We start from the raw sequence: 15,634 nt of genomic DNA, 5'->3' as shown, positions 1-15,634 counted from the left end.
CGATCGTACACGCGGATCTGGCGTCGCACCTGGGAACTCCACAGGGGTCGCCTCACCGATCGCATGCACATCAACGCGTTTCGGACGCGATCGCCAATCCCTCCAGCGCTTCCTCCAGATGACTCGACCACTCCCCTTCGGTGACCTGATGCACCGCCGACTCCCCGGCGAACGCACTCGAGATCACCACATCAGGGTCGACGTGCGCCAACAGATGCAGACTCTCCGCGAGAGTCGACGCATCACTGAACGGTAGGTAGCCGGCTGTCCACCCCCCGGACGCATTGACGTACAACGTGTCCCCGGTGAACAGATACCGCAGCCCGTCATCACCGAGTACCAAGTAGCAGGTGCTGCCGGGCGTGTGCCCCGGCGTCGGGATCACCTCGACCCCGTTGTCGTCGACGTACCGTTCGGCGATCGCGATGTCCACACGTGCGAACCGACCGATCCGCTCGATCTCGGGTGCCGGCGCGTGAAGCGTCGCCCCGAACCGGTCTTCTATCCGGCCGAGAATCGGGCCGGCCTCATCCTGATGGGACAGGTACTGGTCGTCGACGCCGCCCAGCTTCTCCAGATCGTCGAACTCGGCGTCCGATGCCATCGAGTAGAACAGCACGTTGCGGTCGGACGTCCACAGATAGCCATGGGTGGTGAGGCCGGGGAACGGGTTGTCGGTGGAAGTCTCCCAGAGGTCGGGCAGCACCTGGCGCATCAGATCTCCTCATCGAGCGGTGATGATTACGTCCCCACCGTGCAACTTCAAGTGAACTTCAGGTCAAGGGGCGGGACGTGCGAAGCGTGACGCCGGAGTGATACACATGAATCAATTCGTCTCAAACGGTTGGGGGTTCCCGTGTCCGCAGTGCTGCCGAGTCGCTCGAGCGACGACGTTCCCGGCTTCCCGAGTGCGGTCACCTACGACGCTGCGATGTCGAACCGGAAGCTTCGCCGTGCGCGCGCCCTCGTCCGCAGGGTCACCGGCAAGGACCTCTACCCCGAGCCCGAACACCTGCGCACCTTCGCCGAGGACATGTTCCGCACCGATCCGGTGGCCGAACGGTTCGTCGACGAGGTCTACGGCACGCTCGGCCCCGAGGCCGCGCGCGCACTGCTGGACAAGGCCCTGACCGACGGACTCGACAGCGTCGAGAACCCTCCGCCCGCGCTCGTCGAGCTGTTCGAGGAGTTCGAGACGGTTCCCGACTGGGTCGACCCGCAGCTCATCGCCGAGGGCGAGGCGATCTGGCGCCGATGGGGCACCGGCCTGTTCAGTGTCGCCGGCGGGATAACGCTCGAGATGTACACAGAGGCCGCGGTCGCCAAACCGCTGTCGCTGGCAGGCGGGTACGCAGGCGACAACGCGCTGCGCCGCTTCCTGGAGACGGCCCGGTTCTGGATCGACGTCTCCCAGCCCGGCGCGCTGCTGACCCCGGGATCAGCCGGCCGGGCCACGGCGATGCGTGTCCGCGTGATGCACGTGTGGGTTCGACGTACGGTCGCGAAGCACCCCGAGTGGGACGTCGAACGGTGGGGTGAGCCGATCAGCCAGTCCTATCAGCTGCTCACCCTGCTCGGCGGCAGCGTCGTGCCGGCGTCGGCGCTGTGGCTGACCGGGGTCCAGACCACGCCCAGGGAGATCCGGGTGCTGCTGCACTATCAGCGCTACCTCGGGCACCTCCTCGGCGTGCGAACCCAGTGGTTCCCGGAGACGATCGCCGACTCACTGCGACTCCTGGCCTTCGTCAACACCACCCGCAGCTACGACGCGGGCGCCGACGGCGCCGAACTCATCGAGTCGTTCCCGGCCGCGTTCGCCAACGAGAACGCGACCGGCCTCGAGCGGATCCGCGGGAGGTACAACGCCATGATGTACGCCGCCTACTCGACGATCTACATGATGCCGACGACACGCTTTCGCTATGACATGCCCAACCCGGTCCCGGGGCTCGCGCTGCTCCTGCTGCGGTTGCCGGCCGTGACACTCGTCGAGACGCTGCGTCGGATCTCCCCGACGTTCCGTCGTCTGCACGAGAAGGCGATGTGCCGACACCGGGAGAACTGGCACGACTGGCAGTCCTCGGGACGTCCTGCGGAGTTCGCGCACGGCAAGGGGCTGCGACGCTGACGCCCACCCGACAGGGTCGAGTACGTGACAGGACACCCACCACGGTTTTGCCAGCGGAACCCGCGCGATTAGCGTTGTCGAAATGACCCAACCCCCGATCACGGAACCGACGGCAGCCGGCGAGGCGCCCGACCTCGAGACGCGCGTCGGTCACTACTACGTCCTCGACGGCTCCTACGAGGTCGGACGCGAGAAGGTCCGCGAATACGCCCGCGCGGTGCAGGACTACCACCCCACGCACTGGGAGCCCGAAGCCGCTGCCGCACTCGGGTATTCGGGACTCGTCGCACCGCTGACGTTCACGTCCATCCCGGCGATGGCGGCGAACCGCGAGCTGTTCGAGTCCGTGATCGTCGGCTACGACACCTACGTGCAGACCGAGCAGGTCTTCGAACAGCACCGGCCGATCGTCGCCGGTGACGAACTCGTGACCGACGTCGAACTGTCGGGCGTGCGCAAGGTCGCGGGCCGAGAACTGATCACGGTGACCAACACCATGACCGACGCCGCGGGCGAAAAGGTGCACACGATGCACACCACCGTCGTTGGCGTGACCGCCGAAGAGGTCGATCCGGGCCTCAGCGCCGCGGTGCGCAAGGTGATGATGCACGACGTCAACATCTTCAGCCACGAGGACACCCACCACCTGTACGAGAAGACCGTCCGGCCCGAGGGCGAGATCCGCGTCGCCGACGGCTCGACGCGCCCGTCCGGCGCCCGGTCCTTCGACGAGCTGTCGGTCGGCGACGAACTGCCGGTCCACACTGCCCGGATCTCCCGCGGTGATCTCGTCAACTACGGCGGTGTCGCCGGCGACGCCAACCCCATCCACTGGGACGAGGCGGTGGCCAAGCTCGCCGGTCTGCCCGACGTGATCGCGCACGGGATGTTCACCATGGGCCTCGGTGCGGCGTTCGTCGCCTCGTGGTCCGGCGACCCGGGCGCCGTCACCCGCTATTCGGTCCGCCTGTCGCAGACGGTTCCCGTGTCGGCCGTCGACGGTGGCGAGATCGAGTTCAGCGGGCGCATCAAGTCTCTCGACCCGGAGACCCGGACCGGCGTCGTCATCATCGTCGCGAAATCGGGCGGCCGGAAGGTGTTCGGTCTCGCGACCATGAACATCCGCTTCGCCTGACCCTCCGACTCGTCCACGACGACGCGCCAGATCGCGTCGTCGTGGGGTCGGCGCAGGCCTGTCAGTACTCACCCTTGATGACGAAGTACGAGCCGCGAATCGTGCCGGCGAGTTTCGACTTCTGCCGCGCGAACTTGAACTTCGACTCGAGTTCCTCGGGCACGTCCATGCCGTCGGACAGTTTGAAGCCGACGGCGCGTTTGCCTGCCGGATCGATGCTGTACATGACGTTGACCGCGAGCCCCGACTCGTAGAACACGTACGACATGTGGAGGCCATCGACCTCGAAGTCGCTGACCTCGAGCGGGCGTGAGGCGATCGCGATGTCGCGTTCCTCGGCGAGGATGCGGGTGACCCGCTGGAGAACCTCAGGCGCCTCGACGGCAGGGACCACGGTGAAGTCGTGTGCGTATTTCGTTTTGTAATACCGGGATTCGTTGGCTCTCAGGCCGGCGAGGGCGTCCGTCACCGGTGAGGACTCGAGGCCTTGTGTAGAGACGTGCTTGAAATCGACGACGTGTCCCATGTCTACTCCCGCTTCGCTGTCGCACACCCGGTGGCCACAACACTAGAGCCCCCGACGGGTGTCGGGGGCTCTGGTGCCTGCGGGCTGCAGAAGGATCACTCCAGGATGAAGACCGGGATCTCTCTGTCGGTCTTGGTCTGGTACTCCGCGTAGGGCGGGTAGGCCGCGACCGCGATCTCCCACCAGTGGGCGCGCTCGTCGCCGCTGATCTCACGCGCGGTGAGTTCCTTGACCTCGGTGCCGTCCTGCACGGTCACCTGCGGGTTGGCCTTGACGTTGAAGTACCAGGCCGGATGCTCGGGAGCACCGCCCTTGGACGCCACCATCGCGTACTTGCCGTTCTCCTCCACCCGCATCAGCGGGACGTACCGCTTCTTGCCGGACTTCGCGCCGGTGGTGGTGAACAGGACGATCGGGCGGTCCATGACCTGGACACCCTCGGTGGTGCCCTGCTCGAGGATCTTCTGGGTCTGCTCGCGGACCCAGCCTTCAGGACTCAATTCTGCGTTGGCACTCATGGTGGCGATAACACCTCGCCACGCGTCTTTATTCCGCGACACCCTCGGGCCGACGGTACAAACCGTCGACGAACACACCCGCCAGCCGTTGGTTGTAGTCGAGTTCTCGCCCGGGCACGCGCTGGCACAGCAGCGCGACCGCGTGCAAGAGCTCGGTCGCGCCGACGTCCGCACGGAGGTCGTCGGCACCGGCCGCCAGCAGTGAGGCAACTGCCGGCTCGAGCCGATTCGCGAAGTGATCCGCCAGAGCATCGAACGCCGGATCCCCCGAGTGCAGCGCCGAGGCGAGTCCTCTCTTGGTGCCGACGAACTCGGTGTACCGCTGTACCCATTCCCTCAGCGCCGCGGCCGGATGATGAGAATTCCGTAACTCGTCGGCCAGATCCACGCAGGCGTCGATCTCCTTCTCGAGTACGGCGGCCACGAGATCAGAACGCTTCGGAAAGTGGCGATACAAGGTGCCCACGCCGACTCCGGCGAGATCGGTGATCTCCTTGGCCGGCGCGTCCACCCCCACCTTCGCGAAGACCGATTTCGCCGCATCGACCAGCGCGACGACGTTGCGTTGCGCATCTGCCCGCTTCGGGCGCGGCCGCAGTCCGCCTTCCGCCACCGCCGCCGTGTCGGCCTCGTTCAAGTCCACGCCACCACCCTTTCACGATCCGACGTTCCGGAAAAGCATTCCGGAAAACCTTGTGTACCGGAACACCGTTCCGTATATTAGCGGAATAACATTCCGCTTAGGGGTAACGGCCGTCGGCCGACTCCGAACCCACCTTTCAGGGAGAATCTCATGCAATACCGCCCACTCGGCCGGACCGGGATCAAGGTCAGCCCCTACGCGCTCGGCACGTTGTTACTCGGCGCGTCGATGGGAAACCCCGACCACGACGAGTCGGTCCGCCTCGTCCACACCGCCCTGGACGCCGGCATCAACTTCGTCGACACCGCGGACGCCTACTCGCTGCCGCCGCATGGTGCGTCTGAGGTCGTCGTCGGCAAGGCGCTCCGCGGTCGCCGTGACAACGTGGTGCTGGCAACGAAATTCAGTCGCCCGATGGGTGACGACCCGAACCGTCGGGGCGCCTCACGTCGATGGATCGTGACCGCGGTGGAAGAGTCCCTGCGTCGCCTCCAGACCGACTACATCGACCTGTACCAGGTCCACCTCCCCGACCCCGACACCGATCCGGAGGAGACCCTCACCGACCTGATGAGCAGCGGCAAGATCCGCGCCATCGGTTCCTCCAACACGCCGGTCTCGGACATCGTCGACCAGCAGTGGATCGCCGATCGACACGGCCTGCGCCGGTTCCGCACCGAGCAAGCACCGTATTCACTCCTCAACCGGGGCATCGAGGCCGAAGTACTGCCGACCGCGCAGCGTTTCGGGATGGGAGTCATCGCTTGGGGCCCGCTCGGCCAGGGGATGCTCACCGGCCGGGTCCGCCGCGGGCAGACGAGCGACCTGGTCCGCTCCGGCATGATCAAGGCCCTGGACGACGAGAACCGGCTCGACGCAGTCGAGGAACTCGCCGCGCTGGCGGCCGAATCGGGTATTCCGATGACGCACATGGCGATGTCATTCGCCATCACCCACCCCGGTATCACCAGCGCCCTGATCGGGCCGCGCACGATCCCGCAGCTCGAAGACCTTCTCAAAGGGCTCGACGCCGCGCTGCCCGACGATGTCCTCGACCGCATCGACGAGATCGTCCCGCCCGGAACGGACATCGGCCGACTCGATCAGACCTACCTACCCCCGGCCATCCTCGACCCAGCCCTGAGACGTCGTCCTGTCCACGCTCGTGCCGGTCGCACTGCCGCCTGATCCGAACCGGTCTCGCGGCCCGGTGTCTCCACCACCAGGGTGTCAGACCGTGCCGCTACCGTGGGGACACCGGACCCCCGCACGAGCGACAGAGACGCCGATGACCGCAGCACACGATCCAGATGCCGAGACGACGAGCACCGTTGCCATCTCGACACCGGTCGGTCGGCTACTGATCACCGGAGATGACGCCTCGATCGTCCGTGTCGCCTGGACTGACGAGTCCGCACAGTCCGATCTCTCGTCCGCGAAACCGATTGTCGCAGAAGCGGTACGTCAGCTCCACGCCTACTTCGACGGTTCGTTGACGACGTTCGATCTCCCGATCGAACTCTCCGGGGTGTCCGCGTCGGCCCGCGCAGTCCTGACCGCCCTGCACCGCGACGTCCCGTCCGGCACAACCGTCACCTACGGGCAGCTCGCGACGATGAGTGGCACCGGCATCCCCGCCCGCAGTGTCGGCTCGATCATGGGCGTCAACCCGACTCCCCTGCTGATCCCCTGCCACCGCGTCGTCGCAGGTGACGGCCTGGGCGGATTCTCCGGCGGCCTCCCCGGTGAAGGTCTGGCGACCAAACGGTGGCTCCTCGAGTTCGAAGGTGCGCTCCCGCCGACGTTGTTCTGATCTGGGGGCAGAGCCCTCTCGATCTTGTTAGCGTCCCCGCAGGGGCACCTTCAGGGACGAACCGAGGAGACTCATGCGGACCAGACGATCACGCGTCGCCACTTCTCTCATCGCCACCGCGTGCGCTGTCGTCACCGCACTAGGCGTCGCCACACCCACGGCAACCGCCTCCCCGAGCACGCCGCATCAGGCGGCCACCACTTCGGGCAACGGGCTCTGTCTGGACCTCGGCTCACCGGAGGCCAAACGCGCACTCCGGGTGATCGGCCCGCCTTTCCGCGGTAGCGATGCGACGTGGGTCGCGCGGAAGGGGCCGTTGAGCCGATCGCTCGACCGCACGCCCAACTGCCCGCCCCTGCTGTGGGCCGTCTTCGACACCTCACGCGGAACCGTGTCCTCCCCGGTCGCCGTTCTGCTGTTCCGGCCTGGCAAGTTCCTGGGCCTGACGACCAAGCCCACCGGATACACCCGGGTCACCGGTTCGACGCCGGTGAGCGTCACCGTCGCCTACCGGTGGCCGCGCGGCACCGATGCGAACGCGAACCCGTCGGGTGGCCCGGTGTCGTCGATCTTCGTGCCGATCTTCGACCGCGTCTACCGGTTCGGGGACCTTCCGCCCGGAGTGCACTGACCGGGAGGCTCACAAGATGCGCTCCCCGGCCCCGATCGTCGGGACCGCGGCAAGCAGTTCACGCGTGTAGGGATGCTCCGGGTCACCGAAAACGCGGTCGGCCTCGCCGTACTCGACGACCTCTCCCCCGCGCATGACCAGGATGTCGTCGGCGACGTGGTGGATGACGCCGAGATCGTGCGAGATGAAGACCAGCGAGACACCGGTTTCCACCTGCAGCATTGCGAGCAGGTCGAGGATGCGGGCCTGGATGGAGACGTCGAGAGCCGACACGGGCTCGTCGCACACGATCACCGACGGTTCCGGCGCCAGCGCGCGGGCGATGGCGACTCGCTGGCGCTGTCCGCCGGACAGGTGCAGCGGGTGACGCCGGCGGAACGCATCCGACAGTCCGACGCTGTCGAGCAGCTCGGAGATGCGGTCGTCGACCGCTGTGCCGTGCAGGTTCCTCGAACGCAGACTGTCGCGCAGGATGCGTTCGACGTTCCACCGGGGATCGAAGGAGCTGAGCGGGTCCTGGTAGATGACGGAGATCTGGTGACGGTTCGCGCGTCGTTCGACATCGGACAGTTCGCTCCACGGGCGCCCGTTCAACTCGACGGTCCCCGAATCCGGGTCGGTGAGCCCGAGGACCATGCGGGCCGTCGTCGTCTTACCCGACCCGGATTCGCCGACGATGCCGAGTGTCTTGCCGGGTAGGACGTCGAAACTGACGCCGCGCACTGCCGGCCGCGCCGTCTTGTCCTTGCCGTGGAACGACTTCCGGAGATCCTGGACACGCAACGCGGGGGGCGCCTCGGCACTCGACGGCACCAGGGTTTCCGGGAGCGTCTCGCCACTGGTCAGGAGCGTGCCCTTGGAGGTTCGCGACGGCACCGACGCCAGCAGGCTCTTCGTGTAGTCGTGCGTCGGGTTGCGCAGCACGTCGTCGGTGGACCCGTACTCGACGATCTCCCCGTGCCGCATCACCGCGACGCGGTCGGCGAGACGCGCGACGACCGCGAGGTCGTGGGAGATCAGGATGACCCCGTTGCCGCGGTCCTTGGCCTCGCCGAGGACGTCGAGGATCTGGGCCTGGACGGTGGCGTCGAGGGCCGTGGTCGGTTCGTCGGCGATGAGCAGCTTCGGGTCCTGGGCGAGAGCCGAGGCGATCAGTGCCCGCTGGCGAAGACCCCCGGAGAGTTCGTGCGGGCGCTGCGCCGCGCGGACACCGGGCTCGGGGACCCCGACCAGTGTCAGCAGTTCAACGATCTTCTCGTCACGTTCGGCACGCCGGAGTGGTGATCGGCGCCGGATGACCCCGCCGCCACGACTATCAGGGTGGGCGGTCAGGGCCTCCCCGATCTCGCTTCCGACGGTGCGCAGTTGGTCCAGCGAGACCAGTGCGTCCTGGAGGACGAATCCGATGTCCCGGCCGCGTAGCCGCCGCCAGTCGCGGTCTTTGTACCCGAGGAGTGACCGACCGTCGAAAGCGATGGTCTCGGCGCTGATCCGGGCCCCCTCACCGGTGAGTCCGATGAGCGTGCGGGCGGTGACCGACTTCCCTGACCCGGATTCGCCGACGATCGCGAGGCATTCGCCCGCGTTCACCGAGAAGGAGACGCCTTTGACCACCTCGCGGCCGCCGAAGGCCACGTGCAGGTCGCGGATCTCGGCAAGCGGGGTTGTGGAGTCGTCGGTGCCGGCGGAGTCGACGCTCCGGTCCTCGAGGGGAGTCGCGACTACGGTCATCGGGTGGTTCCTTCCAGACGGGCGCCGAGGTGGCGTCCCACGGTGGTGAATGCCAGGGCGGTGATCACGATGACGAGGCCCGGGAAGATCTCGAGCCACCAGGCCACGGTGATGTAGGTGCGTCCGGCGTCGAGCAGGGCACCCCACTCGGGTGACGGAGGTGCGACGCCGAGACCGAGATAGGCCAACCCCGAGGCCCAGATGATCGCCTGACCGACACCCAATGTCGCGGTGACGATCATCGGTCGTAGCGCATTGGGAGCGATGTGCTGCACGAGGATTCGCGTCCGCGAATGCCCGAGCGCCGTCGCCGCCTCGATGTAGGCGGCATTGCGGACGGTCAGGACCTGGCCGCGGATGATGCGTGCATAGCCCGGGGCGATACCGATCCCGATCGCGAAGATCAGCGTGTACGGGCCGGGCCCGAACACCGAGGTCAGAAGGAGCCCGAGCAGGATCGTCGGGAAGGCGAACAGGACATCGATCCAGCGATTGGCCAGGGCCTGCGCGATCCGTCCCGACAGGCCGGCCGTGATTCCCAGCGCCACGGCGAGGACCAGTGCCACCGCCACCGCGCCGAGCCCGATGGCGAGGGACTGTTTGGTGCCGAAGATGATGCGACTCAGCAGGTCTCGACCGGACAGGTCGGTTCCGAACGGATGTGCCCACGTCGGGGGCGACAGCGTTGCGTCGAGGTCGATGGCGAGCGGGTCGTACGGCGCGATCAGCCCGGGCACGACGGCCGCCAGGAGCAGCAGGACGAGCACGCCGAGCGCAGCGATGAGGGTGGGTGGCAGCGCCCACGGCCGGCGGGAGGTCTCCGGGAGCGCGGTGACCGTGCTCCGCGACGTCTTGATGGATCGGTGTTTCTCGGAAGACGACGTGTCGGACGACGTCGTGTCGGGTGCCGTCCCGGTGGACGGTTTCTGGATGGTCACGGGACCTCGATCCGGGGGTCGATGACGGTGTAGAGGAAGTCGACCAGCAGGTTGGCGACGGTGTAGATCGCGGCGACGAGCACGACGATGCCGCTGACCAGTGGGACGTCACGGGAGCTGGCCGCTGCGACGAGGGTCTGTCCGATACCCGCACGGGCGAACACGGTCTCGGCGATCACCGCACCCGAGAGCAGCGCACCCATGGCCCAGCCGGAGACCGTGACGGCGGGAATGACCGAGTGCCGCAGCACATGTCGAGCACGCACCGAGAGGTCACCGAGGCCACGGCTCCGAGCGGTGAGAACGAACGGCTGGTCGAGTGCGCGGGCGAACTCGTCGCGCGCGATGCTGCCGAGGAATCCGGCCAACGGAATCGCGAGCGTGAGCACCGGCAAGACCAGTCCGCGCAGCGAGTCACCGCTCTCCACCGGGAACCAGGCGAGATTGATGGCGAAGACCACCAGCAGGATCGACCCCAACCAGTACTGCGGGAGCCCGGCGCTCACGGTCTCGAGCAGGGCGCCGAGCGCTCCGCCCGGACCGCGTCGGCCGGCGGTCAGCGTCGTGGTCACCAGGACCAGCAGCCAGGCCACGATCAGCGCGCTGATGGTCAGCACCAGTGTGGGTCCGAGCTGGGCGGCGATCACCTCGGTGACCGGTTCACTCAACTGGTACGACGTCCCGAGGTCGCCGCGCAGCAGACCCTGCAGGTAGTTCAGGTACTGCTGCCAGATCGAATCGGTGAACCCGAATTGGTCGTTGACCGGGCCCAGTTCGTCAGGAGTGCGTTCACGACTCTCTCCCGACGACAGGTTCAGCAGCAGCGTCGCGCGGTCACCGGGCGCGAGCACCTGCAGGAGGAACGTGATCGTCGCAGCGGCCCACAGTACGAACACGGCCGAGCCGAGTTTGCCGAGCCATCGCAGCCAGACCGCGGAACCCCCGCGGCGTCGACTCCGGGTCGGCTCGGTCGCCGACTCCGGGCCGATGATCGTCGTCTTGTCGACCTGGATCGTCATCGCACAAACCTCGCATCCGCGAACACCGGTTCACCTTGGGATTTCTCGACCCACACGTCGTGCAGCCTGGGGTTGGCCGCGATCGAGGTCGTCTGTGTGTAGAGGCCGATCGACAGAGCCTGGTCGCCGATCAGTTTCTGGGCCTTGCTGTAGAACTCGCGCTGCTCTGCCGGGTCCGCGGAACTGTTGGCCTTCTCGATGAATCCCTGCAGGACCGGGTCGTTGTAGTACGCCGTGTTGTGCGGGTTCGGCGAGTCCTCCAGCCGCTGACGCCAGTTGATGTGGAGTAGCCCCGGGGTCGGACTCGTCCAGTAGCCGACGTAGGCGTCGTAGGTGGGCGCTTTGGCGTAGTTGCCGCCGAAGTACTCGCTCTGCGTCGCCGGGACGAGTTCGATGTCGAAACCGACGTCGCGCGCCTGGTAGGCGATGTTCTGCAGGATCGCCGCCCCCTCGGGTCCGACGATGGCGTCGGCGGCGTACACCACGCGGGCGGTGAGACGCCGACCGTCCTTGGTGCGGATGCCGTCGGAGTCGCGGGCAGTCCAGCCGGCCTCGTCTAGCAGTGCATTCGCCTTGTCCGGATTCCGGACGTAGGCCCCGGCGGCCGGGTCGTAGTCAGGAGTGCTCTGACTCAGCGCGCCGTTCGAGTTGAACGGCACGACGCCGAGAAATGCTGTCTCGACCGCCTTCTCGCGGTCGGCCGAGTAGGCGAACGCCTGACGCACCCGGACGTCGTCGAATGGTGCGTGGTCGACGTTGAGAGTGATCGCGTTGGGTCGTCCCGGCGTCACGTACTGCCTGGTCTGGAACCGTGTCGTCGCGTCGGCCCAGTTGATGGCCGGAACGTTGTAGATGACGTCGGATGATCCGCTGGTCAGCGAGCCATACCGCAGCACCGGGTCCTTGAGGAACTTCCAGATCACCTTGTCGACATAGGCGGGACCCTGGTGTTTCGCGTTGGCCGGCGCCGAATTGTAGTCCGGGTTCCGCACGAAGGTGATGCTGCGGTTGCGATCCCAGCGCTCGATGATGAACGGTCCGGACCCGACCGGTTTCGAGCAGTTCTCCTTCTTCCCCCGCGCGAGAGCGGTCGGCGACTGAATCCCGAAGTAGCCCTGGGTCAGAACCGTCAGAAGCGGGCTGTACGGCTGCTTCAGGTGCAGGGCGTAGGTGTTGCGATCGACAACCTCGCCGCCGGCGTAGTACTGCCCGATGTAGGCCATCACCGTTCCGTTGGGGGCGTCCGGGTCGAGATACTTGTCGAAGTTGGTCTTCACCGCGGCCGCGTCGAGATCGGTTCCGTCGCTGAACTTCACATCGGGCTTGAGATGGAAGGTGTAGGTCTTGCGATCCGGGGAGATCTCCCAACTCGTCGCCAGCCACGGCACCGGCGTCCCGTCGTCGTCGAGCGAGACGAGGTTGTCGAGATATTGCCGTGCGAGGTAGGCATTCTGCACCCAGCCGCCGTGGATGCACGGCGGTTCCTGCTCGTGTCCGTACTCGATGACGCCGCCGTCGAGGTACTCGCCGGCCGCTGCGGGAACACCCGTCGACGTACCGTCTCCGGTGGCCGGGCGTTCGCCGCACGCCGACAGCAGCGCAGCGGCCGACAGGCCGACTGCCAGTAGGGCTCGAGTCCGTCTGGAACGGACAGATCTGAACACGCCAGGTACTCCTCGATATCGAGAGTCGTGAATCGACAGTGGTGGAAAGCCGATTGAACAAGTTCGGACCGCGGGGATCGGCGGGTCGGCGCCGATGTCGCGACACACTGAAACGGCAGCGGTGACCCTCGGTCAGCTCGTACGGTAATGATCGGCGGCGTCGGCGTCAGTCTTTGGATTCACCCTGAGCACAACGACGCACGGGACGAGGGGCGAAAGTACCGTCGTCCGGGTGTCAGAGCCAAAACCCTTGCGTTTCGCAGCATTCGTGATGAACACGACGTCCCACATCCTGCACGGGGCATGGCGTGCTCCCGATGCGCGACAGACGGACTTCAACTCCCTCCAGCACTGGATCGACCTCGCAAAGACGTTGGAAGGAGCCAGATTCGACTTCATCTTCTTCGCCGACGTCGTCGGACTCTACGACGACTACCAGGGCGACTGGAAGAAGTTCGTCGACACCGGCCTGCAGATCCCGAGCAACGATCCGCTGGTTCTCGCCTCCGCGCTCGCATCGCACACCGAGAACCTGGGCATCGCGATCACCAGCTCGATTCTGCAGGAACATCCCTTCGACTTCGCCCGCAAGATCTCCACACTCGATCACGCCTCCAACGGGCGCATCGCGTGGAACATCGTCACCAGCCTGTCCCAGAATGCTTGGCGCAACTTCGGATACGACGGCATCACTGCCCACGACGATCGCTACGCGTGGGCCGAGGAGTACGTCGACGTCGTCTACAAACTCTGGGAGGGCAGCTGGGATGACGGCGCCCTGATCCAGGACAAGGTCCGCGGCATCCACGCCGATTTCGACAAGGTGCACAAGATCCATCACGTCGGCGACCGGTACCGCGTCGAGGGTCCGCACCTGGTGGCCCCCTCGCCGCAGCGCACACCGGTGCTGTTCCAGGCCGGTTCCTCGCCCACGGGCCGACGGTTCGCCGCCCGCAATGCCGAGGCGCAGTTCATCGTGTCGCCCACGCCGCAGGCGGCGAAGGGCCTCGTCGACGACACCCGCCGTCTGGCCACCGCGGCCGGCCGCGATCCGCAGGACATCCAGTTCTTCCAGGGACTCTCCTTCGTCATCGGCAGCACCGAGGAGGAGGCGCGGCGGAAGGCTGCCGAGCTCGACGAGTACATCGATCCGAGCACGATCATCGCCCACTCGGCCGGTGGTCTGGGGTTCGATCTCGGGTTCTACGACCTCGACACCCCGATCGGCGAGATCAAGACCGAAGGCACGCAGAGCACCCTGCTGTGGCTGCGCGAGGCCGTGCCCGACCGTGAGCCGACCGTCCGTGACCTGGCCGAACTGCGCAGCCGCAGTGGACGCGTCGTCGGCACGCCGGAGCAGATCGCCGATCGCCTCGCCGAGTGGCGCGACGCGGGTGTCGGTGGCATCAACGTCATCAACGCGACGATCCCGAACAGCTACATCGAGTTCGCCGAGCACGTCCTGCCGGTATTGCGTGAGCGCGGACTGGCGCAGCACGAGTACGCGCCGGGCACCAGCCGGCGCAAGCTGACCGGCCGGGACACCCTTCCGGATTCACATCCCGCCGCGGCCTACCGGGGCGCGTTCGCGGAGAAGGTCGAGGTACCGGCATGAGCGTCCTGACCCGTGTGGTCTCCGATCGTTCCACGATCCTGGCCGAGATCGCCGCCGAGGCCGCCGCGCGCGAACTGACCGGCGTCGACCCGCACGCCCAGGTACGTCTGCTGAGTGAATCCGGTTACACCGCGCTGACTCTCGACGACGCATCTGGCCCCGGTGCCGGTGCGCCCGAGCTGTTTGAGTTCCTCATCGACCTCGCCCGCGCCGATCCGATCGTCGCCCACATCCTGCGGGCACACTTCTGGTTCGTCGAACAGATCCGCCGACTCCCCCGAGGACCCGTCCGCGACCGCTGGGTCGCCGAGATCGCGGCGGGAAAAGTGTTCGGCAACGCGACCAGTGAACGCACCGGAAACGCCGGCTCGCTCTCCTTCCGGACCGAACTGCGTGCCGTCGACGGCGGATGGGTGCTGACCGGGGCCAAGTTCTACAGCACCGGCACCGCATTCTCGGACTACGTGTCGGTGACCGCGACGGTACGCGGAGGCCGGTTCGACGGCCGGGTCGCTCGAATCGTCCTGCCCGTCGGCCGCGACGGGGTCACCATCGTCGACGACTGGGACGGGATCGGCCAGAACCGCACCGGTACCGGAACCACCACCCTGGACAGTGTCCGGGTGACCGCCGACGACGTCCTGGCCTTCACCGACCCCGCGTCGACCGCCGCGGTTGCCAACGACGGACCGTTCCTGCAGCTCTACCTACAGGCGCTGATCACCGGAATCCTCTTGTCGGTCGGCGATGATGCGACCGCACTCCTGCGGTCACGGACACGGACCTTCGACCACGCTCCCGCCGAGTCACCGCGTCACGACCCCGTGCTGCTCGGCACCGTCGGTGAGATCGACGCTGCCGCCCACGTCGCGCGAGCGGCAGTCCTCGACGCCGCACGGACCATCGAGGAGGCGTTCGCGCCGGCACGCAGCGGCGTCATCGAGACGGATCTGTTCGTCAAGGCGTCCATCGCAGCAGCACGGGTGAAGGTCCACGTCGACCGCGTCGGACTGCGTGCCGCCGCCGACCTGTTCGACGTCGGCGGCGCGTCGTCGGCCAGCCGGGCCAAGAACCTGGACCGCCACTGGCGCAACATCCGCACCGTCACGCTCCACAACCCGACGTCGTACAAGGCGATCGCCCTCGGCGACCTGCTCGTCAACGACACTCCCCTCCCGGCGAACGGTTACTTCTGACCCCTCGCTCCCTGAGGTGTGAGGAGCGACAGCGACGCTCCCCTCGCTCCCTGAGGTGTGAGGAGCGATAGCGACGA

General features: G+C 66.8%; 15 protein-coding genes. 7 read left to right on the top strand and 8 right to left on the bottom strand.

Annotated elements, in window-relative coordinates; genetic code table 11:
- Positions 1 to 70: 70 nt before the first annotated feature.
- The gene (locus OK17_RS07095) at positions 71 to 715 is read right to left on the bottom strand and encodes an MBL fold metallo-hydrolase (protein WP_461417038.1); all 645 of its coding nucleotides are present in this window, start codon (positions 713 to 715) and stop codon (positions 71 to 73) included.
- Positions 716 to 856: 141 nt separating this feature from the next.
- Between OK17_RS07095 and OK17_RS07090 the strand changes: the two genes are divergently transcribed.
- Positions 857 to 2,128: an oxygenase MpaB family protein gene (locus OK17_RS07090; protein WP_461417037.1), complete on the top strand. Its 1,272-nt coding sequence runs from the start codon at positions 857 to 859 to the stop codon at positions 2,126 to 2,128.
- An 82-nt stretch (positions 2,129 to 2,210) separates the two neighbouring features.
- The gene (locus OK17_RS07085) at positions 2,211 to 3,263 is read left to right on the top strand and encodes a fused (3R)-hydroxyacyl-ACP dehydratase subunits HadA/HadB (protein ID WP_461417036.1); all 1,053 of its coding nucleotides are present in this window, start codon (positions 2,211 to 2,213) and stop codon (positions 3,261 to 3,263) included.
- 61 nt (positions 3,264 to 3,324) lie between these two features.
- On the opposite strand, the gene OK17_RS07080 is transcribed toward OK17_RS07085, so the two are convergent.
- The 3 genes from OK17_RS07080 to OK17_RS07070 form a co-directional block, all read right to left on the bottom strand.
- Complete coding sequence (locus OK17_RS07080) at positions 3,325 to 3,789, bottom strand: phage tail protein (protein ID WP_461417035.1); 465 nt, start codon at positions 3,787 to 3,789, stop codon at positions 3,325 to 3,327.
- A gap of 95 nt (positions 3,790 to 3,884) precedes the next feature.
- Entirely contained in the window at positions 3,885 to 4,307 is a 423-nt protein-coding gene (locus OK17_RS07075; protein ID WP_232716421.1) for a nitroreductase family deazaflavin-dependent oxidoreductase, read from the bottom strand.
- Between the two features lie 28 nt (positions 4,308 to 4,335).
- Complete coding sequence (locus tag OK17_RS07070) at positions 4,336 to 4,950, bottom strand: TetR/AcrR family transcriptional regulator (protein WP_461417034.1); 615 nt, start codon at positions 4,948 to 4,950, stop codon at positions 4,336 to 4,338.
- A 150-nt stretch (positions 4,951 to 5,100) separates the two neighbouring features.
- On the opposite strand from OK17_RS07070, the gene OK17_RS07065 reads away from it, so the two are divergent.
- The 3 genes from OK17_RS07065 (at position 5,101) to OK17_RS07055 (ending at position 7,394) form a co-directional block, all read left to right on the top strand.
- A complete protein-coding gene (locus OK17_RS07065) occupies positions 5,101 to 6,138 on the top strand; it encodes an aldo/keto reductase (RefSeq protein WP_461417033.1) in 1,038 nt (345 codons plus the stop codon).
- 100 nt (positions 6,139 to 6,238) lie between these two features.
- Positions 6,239 to 6,763 carry a methylated-DNA--[protein]-cysteine S-methyltransferase gene (locus tag OK17_RS07060; protein WP_461417032.1) on the top strand — a complete coding sequence of 175 codons (525 nt, stop codon included), beginning with the start codon at positions 6,239 to 6,241 and terminating at the stop codon, positions 6,761 to 6,763.
- A 73-nt stretch (positions 6,764 to 6,836) separates the two neighbouring features.
- Positions 6,837 to 7,394, top strand: a complete 558-nt coding sequence (locus OK17_RS07055; RefSeq protein ID WP_461417031.1) for an LppP/LprE family lipoprotein — start codon at positions 6,837 to 6,839, stop codon at positions 7,392 to 7,394.
- Positions 7,395 to 7,403: 9 nt separating this feature from the next.
- On the opposite strand, the gene OK17_RS07050 is transcribed toward OK17_RS07055, so the two are convergent.
- Genes OK17_RS07050 through OK17_RS07035 form a run of 4 tightly spaced genes read right to left on the bottom strand, consistent with a single transcriptional unit; the run spans position 7,404 to position 12,746 of the window.
- Positions 7,404 to 9,125, bottom strand: a complete 1,722-nt coding sequence (locus OK17_RS07050; RefSeq protein WP_461417030.1) for a dipeptide ABC transporter ATP-binding protein — start codon at positions 9,123 to 9,125, stop codon at positions 7,404 to 7,406.
- Positions 9,122 to 10,063, bottom strand: coding sequence for an ABC transporter permease (locus OK17_RS07045; protein WP_461417029.1), 942 nt, complete (start codon positions 10,061 to 10,063; stop codon positions 9,122 to 9,124). The genes OK17_RS07050 and OK17_RS07045 overlap by 4 nt, the downstream gene beginning before the upstream one ends.
- A complete protein-coding gene (locus tag OK17_RS07040; protein WP_461417028.1) occupies positions 10,060 to 11,082 on the bottom strand; it encodes an ABC transporter permease in 1,023 nt (340 codons plus the stop codon). The genes OK17_RS07045 and OK17_RS07040 overlap by 4 nt, the downstream gene beginning before the upstream one ends.
- Positions 11,079 to 12,746, bottom strand: a complete 1,668-nt coding sequence (locus OK17_RS07035; RefSeq protein WP_461417027.1) for an ABC transporter substrate-binding protein — start codon at positions 12,744 to 12,746, stop codon at positions 11,079 to 11,081. The genes OK17_RS07040 and OK17_RS07035 overlap by 4 nt, the downstream gene beginning before the upstream one ends.
- Positions 12,747 to 12,978: 232 nt before the next feature.
- Here OK17_RS07035 and OK17_RS07030 point away from each other — a divergent pair, with 232 nt between their 5' ends.
- Together OK17_RS07030 and OK17_RS07025 are read left to right on the top strand one after the other, a co-directional pair.
- A complete protein-coding gene (locus OK17_RS07030) occupies positions 12,979 to 14,361 on the top strand; it encodes an LLM class flavin-dependent oxidoreductase (protein ID WP_461417026.1) in 1,383 nt (460 codons plus the stop codon).
- Entirely contained in the window at positions 14,358 to 15,557 is a 1,200-nt protein-coding gene (locus OK17_RS07025) for an acyl-CoA dehydrogenase family protein (protein WP_461417025.1), read from the top strand. The genes OK17_RS07030 and OK17_RS07025 overlap by 4 nt, the downstream gene beginning before the upstream one ends.
- Positions 15,558 to 15,634: the final 77 nt, after the last annotated feature.

Source organism: Gordonia sp. GN26 (genome assembly GCF_054823965.1).
The sequence above is the reverse complement of the archived record's forward strand: the minus strand, read 5'-3'. Positions and strand labels throughout refer to the sequence as shown.

Excerpts from the sequence above, each read along its gene's own strand:
- OK17_RS07080 (WP_461417035.1), bottom strand. The coding sequence starts at position 3,789 with ATGGGACACGTCGTCGATTTCAAGCACGTCTCTACACAAGGCCTCGAG.
- OK17_RS07050 (WP_461417030.1), bottom strand. The coding sequence starts at position 9,125 with ATGACCGTAGTCGCGACTCCCCTCGAGGACCGGAGCGTCGACTCCGCC.
- OK17_RS07060 (WP_461417032.1), top strand. The coding sequence starts at position 6,239 with ATGACCGCAGCACACGATCCAGATGCCGAGACGACGAGCACCGTTGCC.
- OK17_RS07055 (WP_461417031.1), top strand. The coding sequence starts at position 6,837 with ATGCGGACCAGACGATCACGCGTCGCCACTTCTCTCATCGCCACCGCG.
- OK17_RS07025 (WP_461417025.1), top strand. The coding sequence starts at position 14,358 with ATGAGCGTCCTGACCCGTGTGGTCTCCGATCGTTCCACGATCCTGGCC.
- OK17_RS07065 (WP_461417033.1), top strand. The coding sequence starts at position 5,101 with ATGCAATACCGCCCACTCGGCCGGACCGGGATCAAGGTCAGCCCCTAC.
- OK17_RS07095 (WP_461417038.1), bottom strand. The coding sequence starts at position 715 with ATGCGCCAGGTGCTGCCCGACCTCTGGGAGACTTCCACCGACAACCCG.
- OK17_RS07075 (WP_232716421.1), bottom strand. The coding sequence starts at position 4,307 with ATGAGTGCCAACGCAGAATTGAGTCCTGAAGGCTGGGTCCGCGAGCAG.
- OK17_RS07040 (WP_461417028.1), bottom strand. The coding sequence starts at position 11,082 with ATGACGATCCAGGTCGACAAGACGACGATCATCGGCCCGGAGTCGGCG.
- OK17_RS07085 (WP_461417036.1), top strand. The coding sequence starts at position 2,211 with ATGACCCAACCCCCGATCACGGAACCGACGGCAGCCGGCGAGGCGCCC.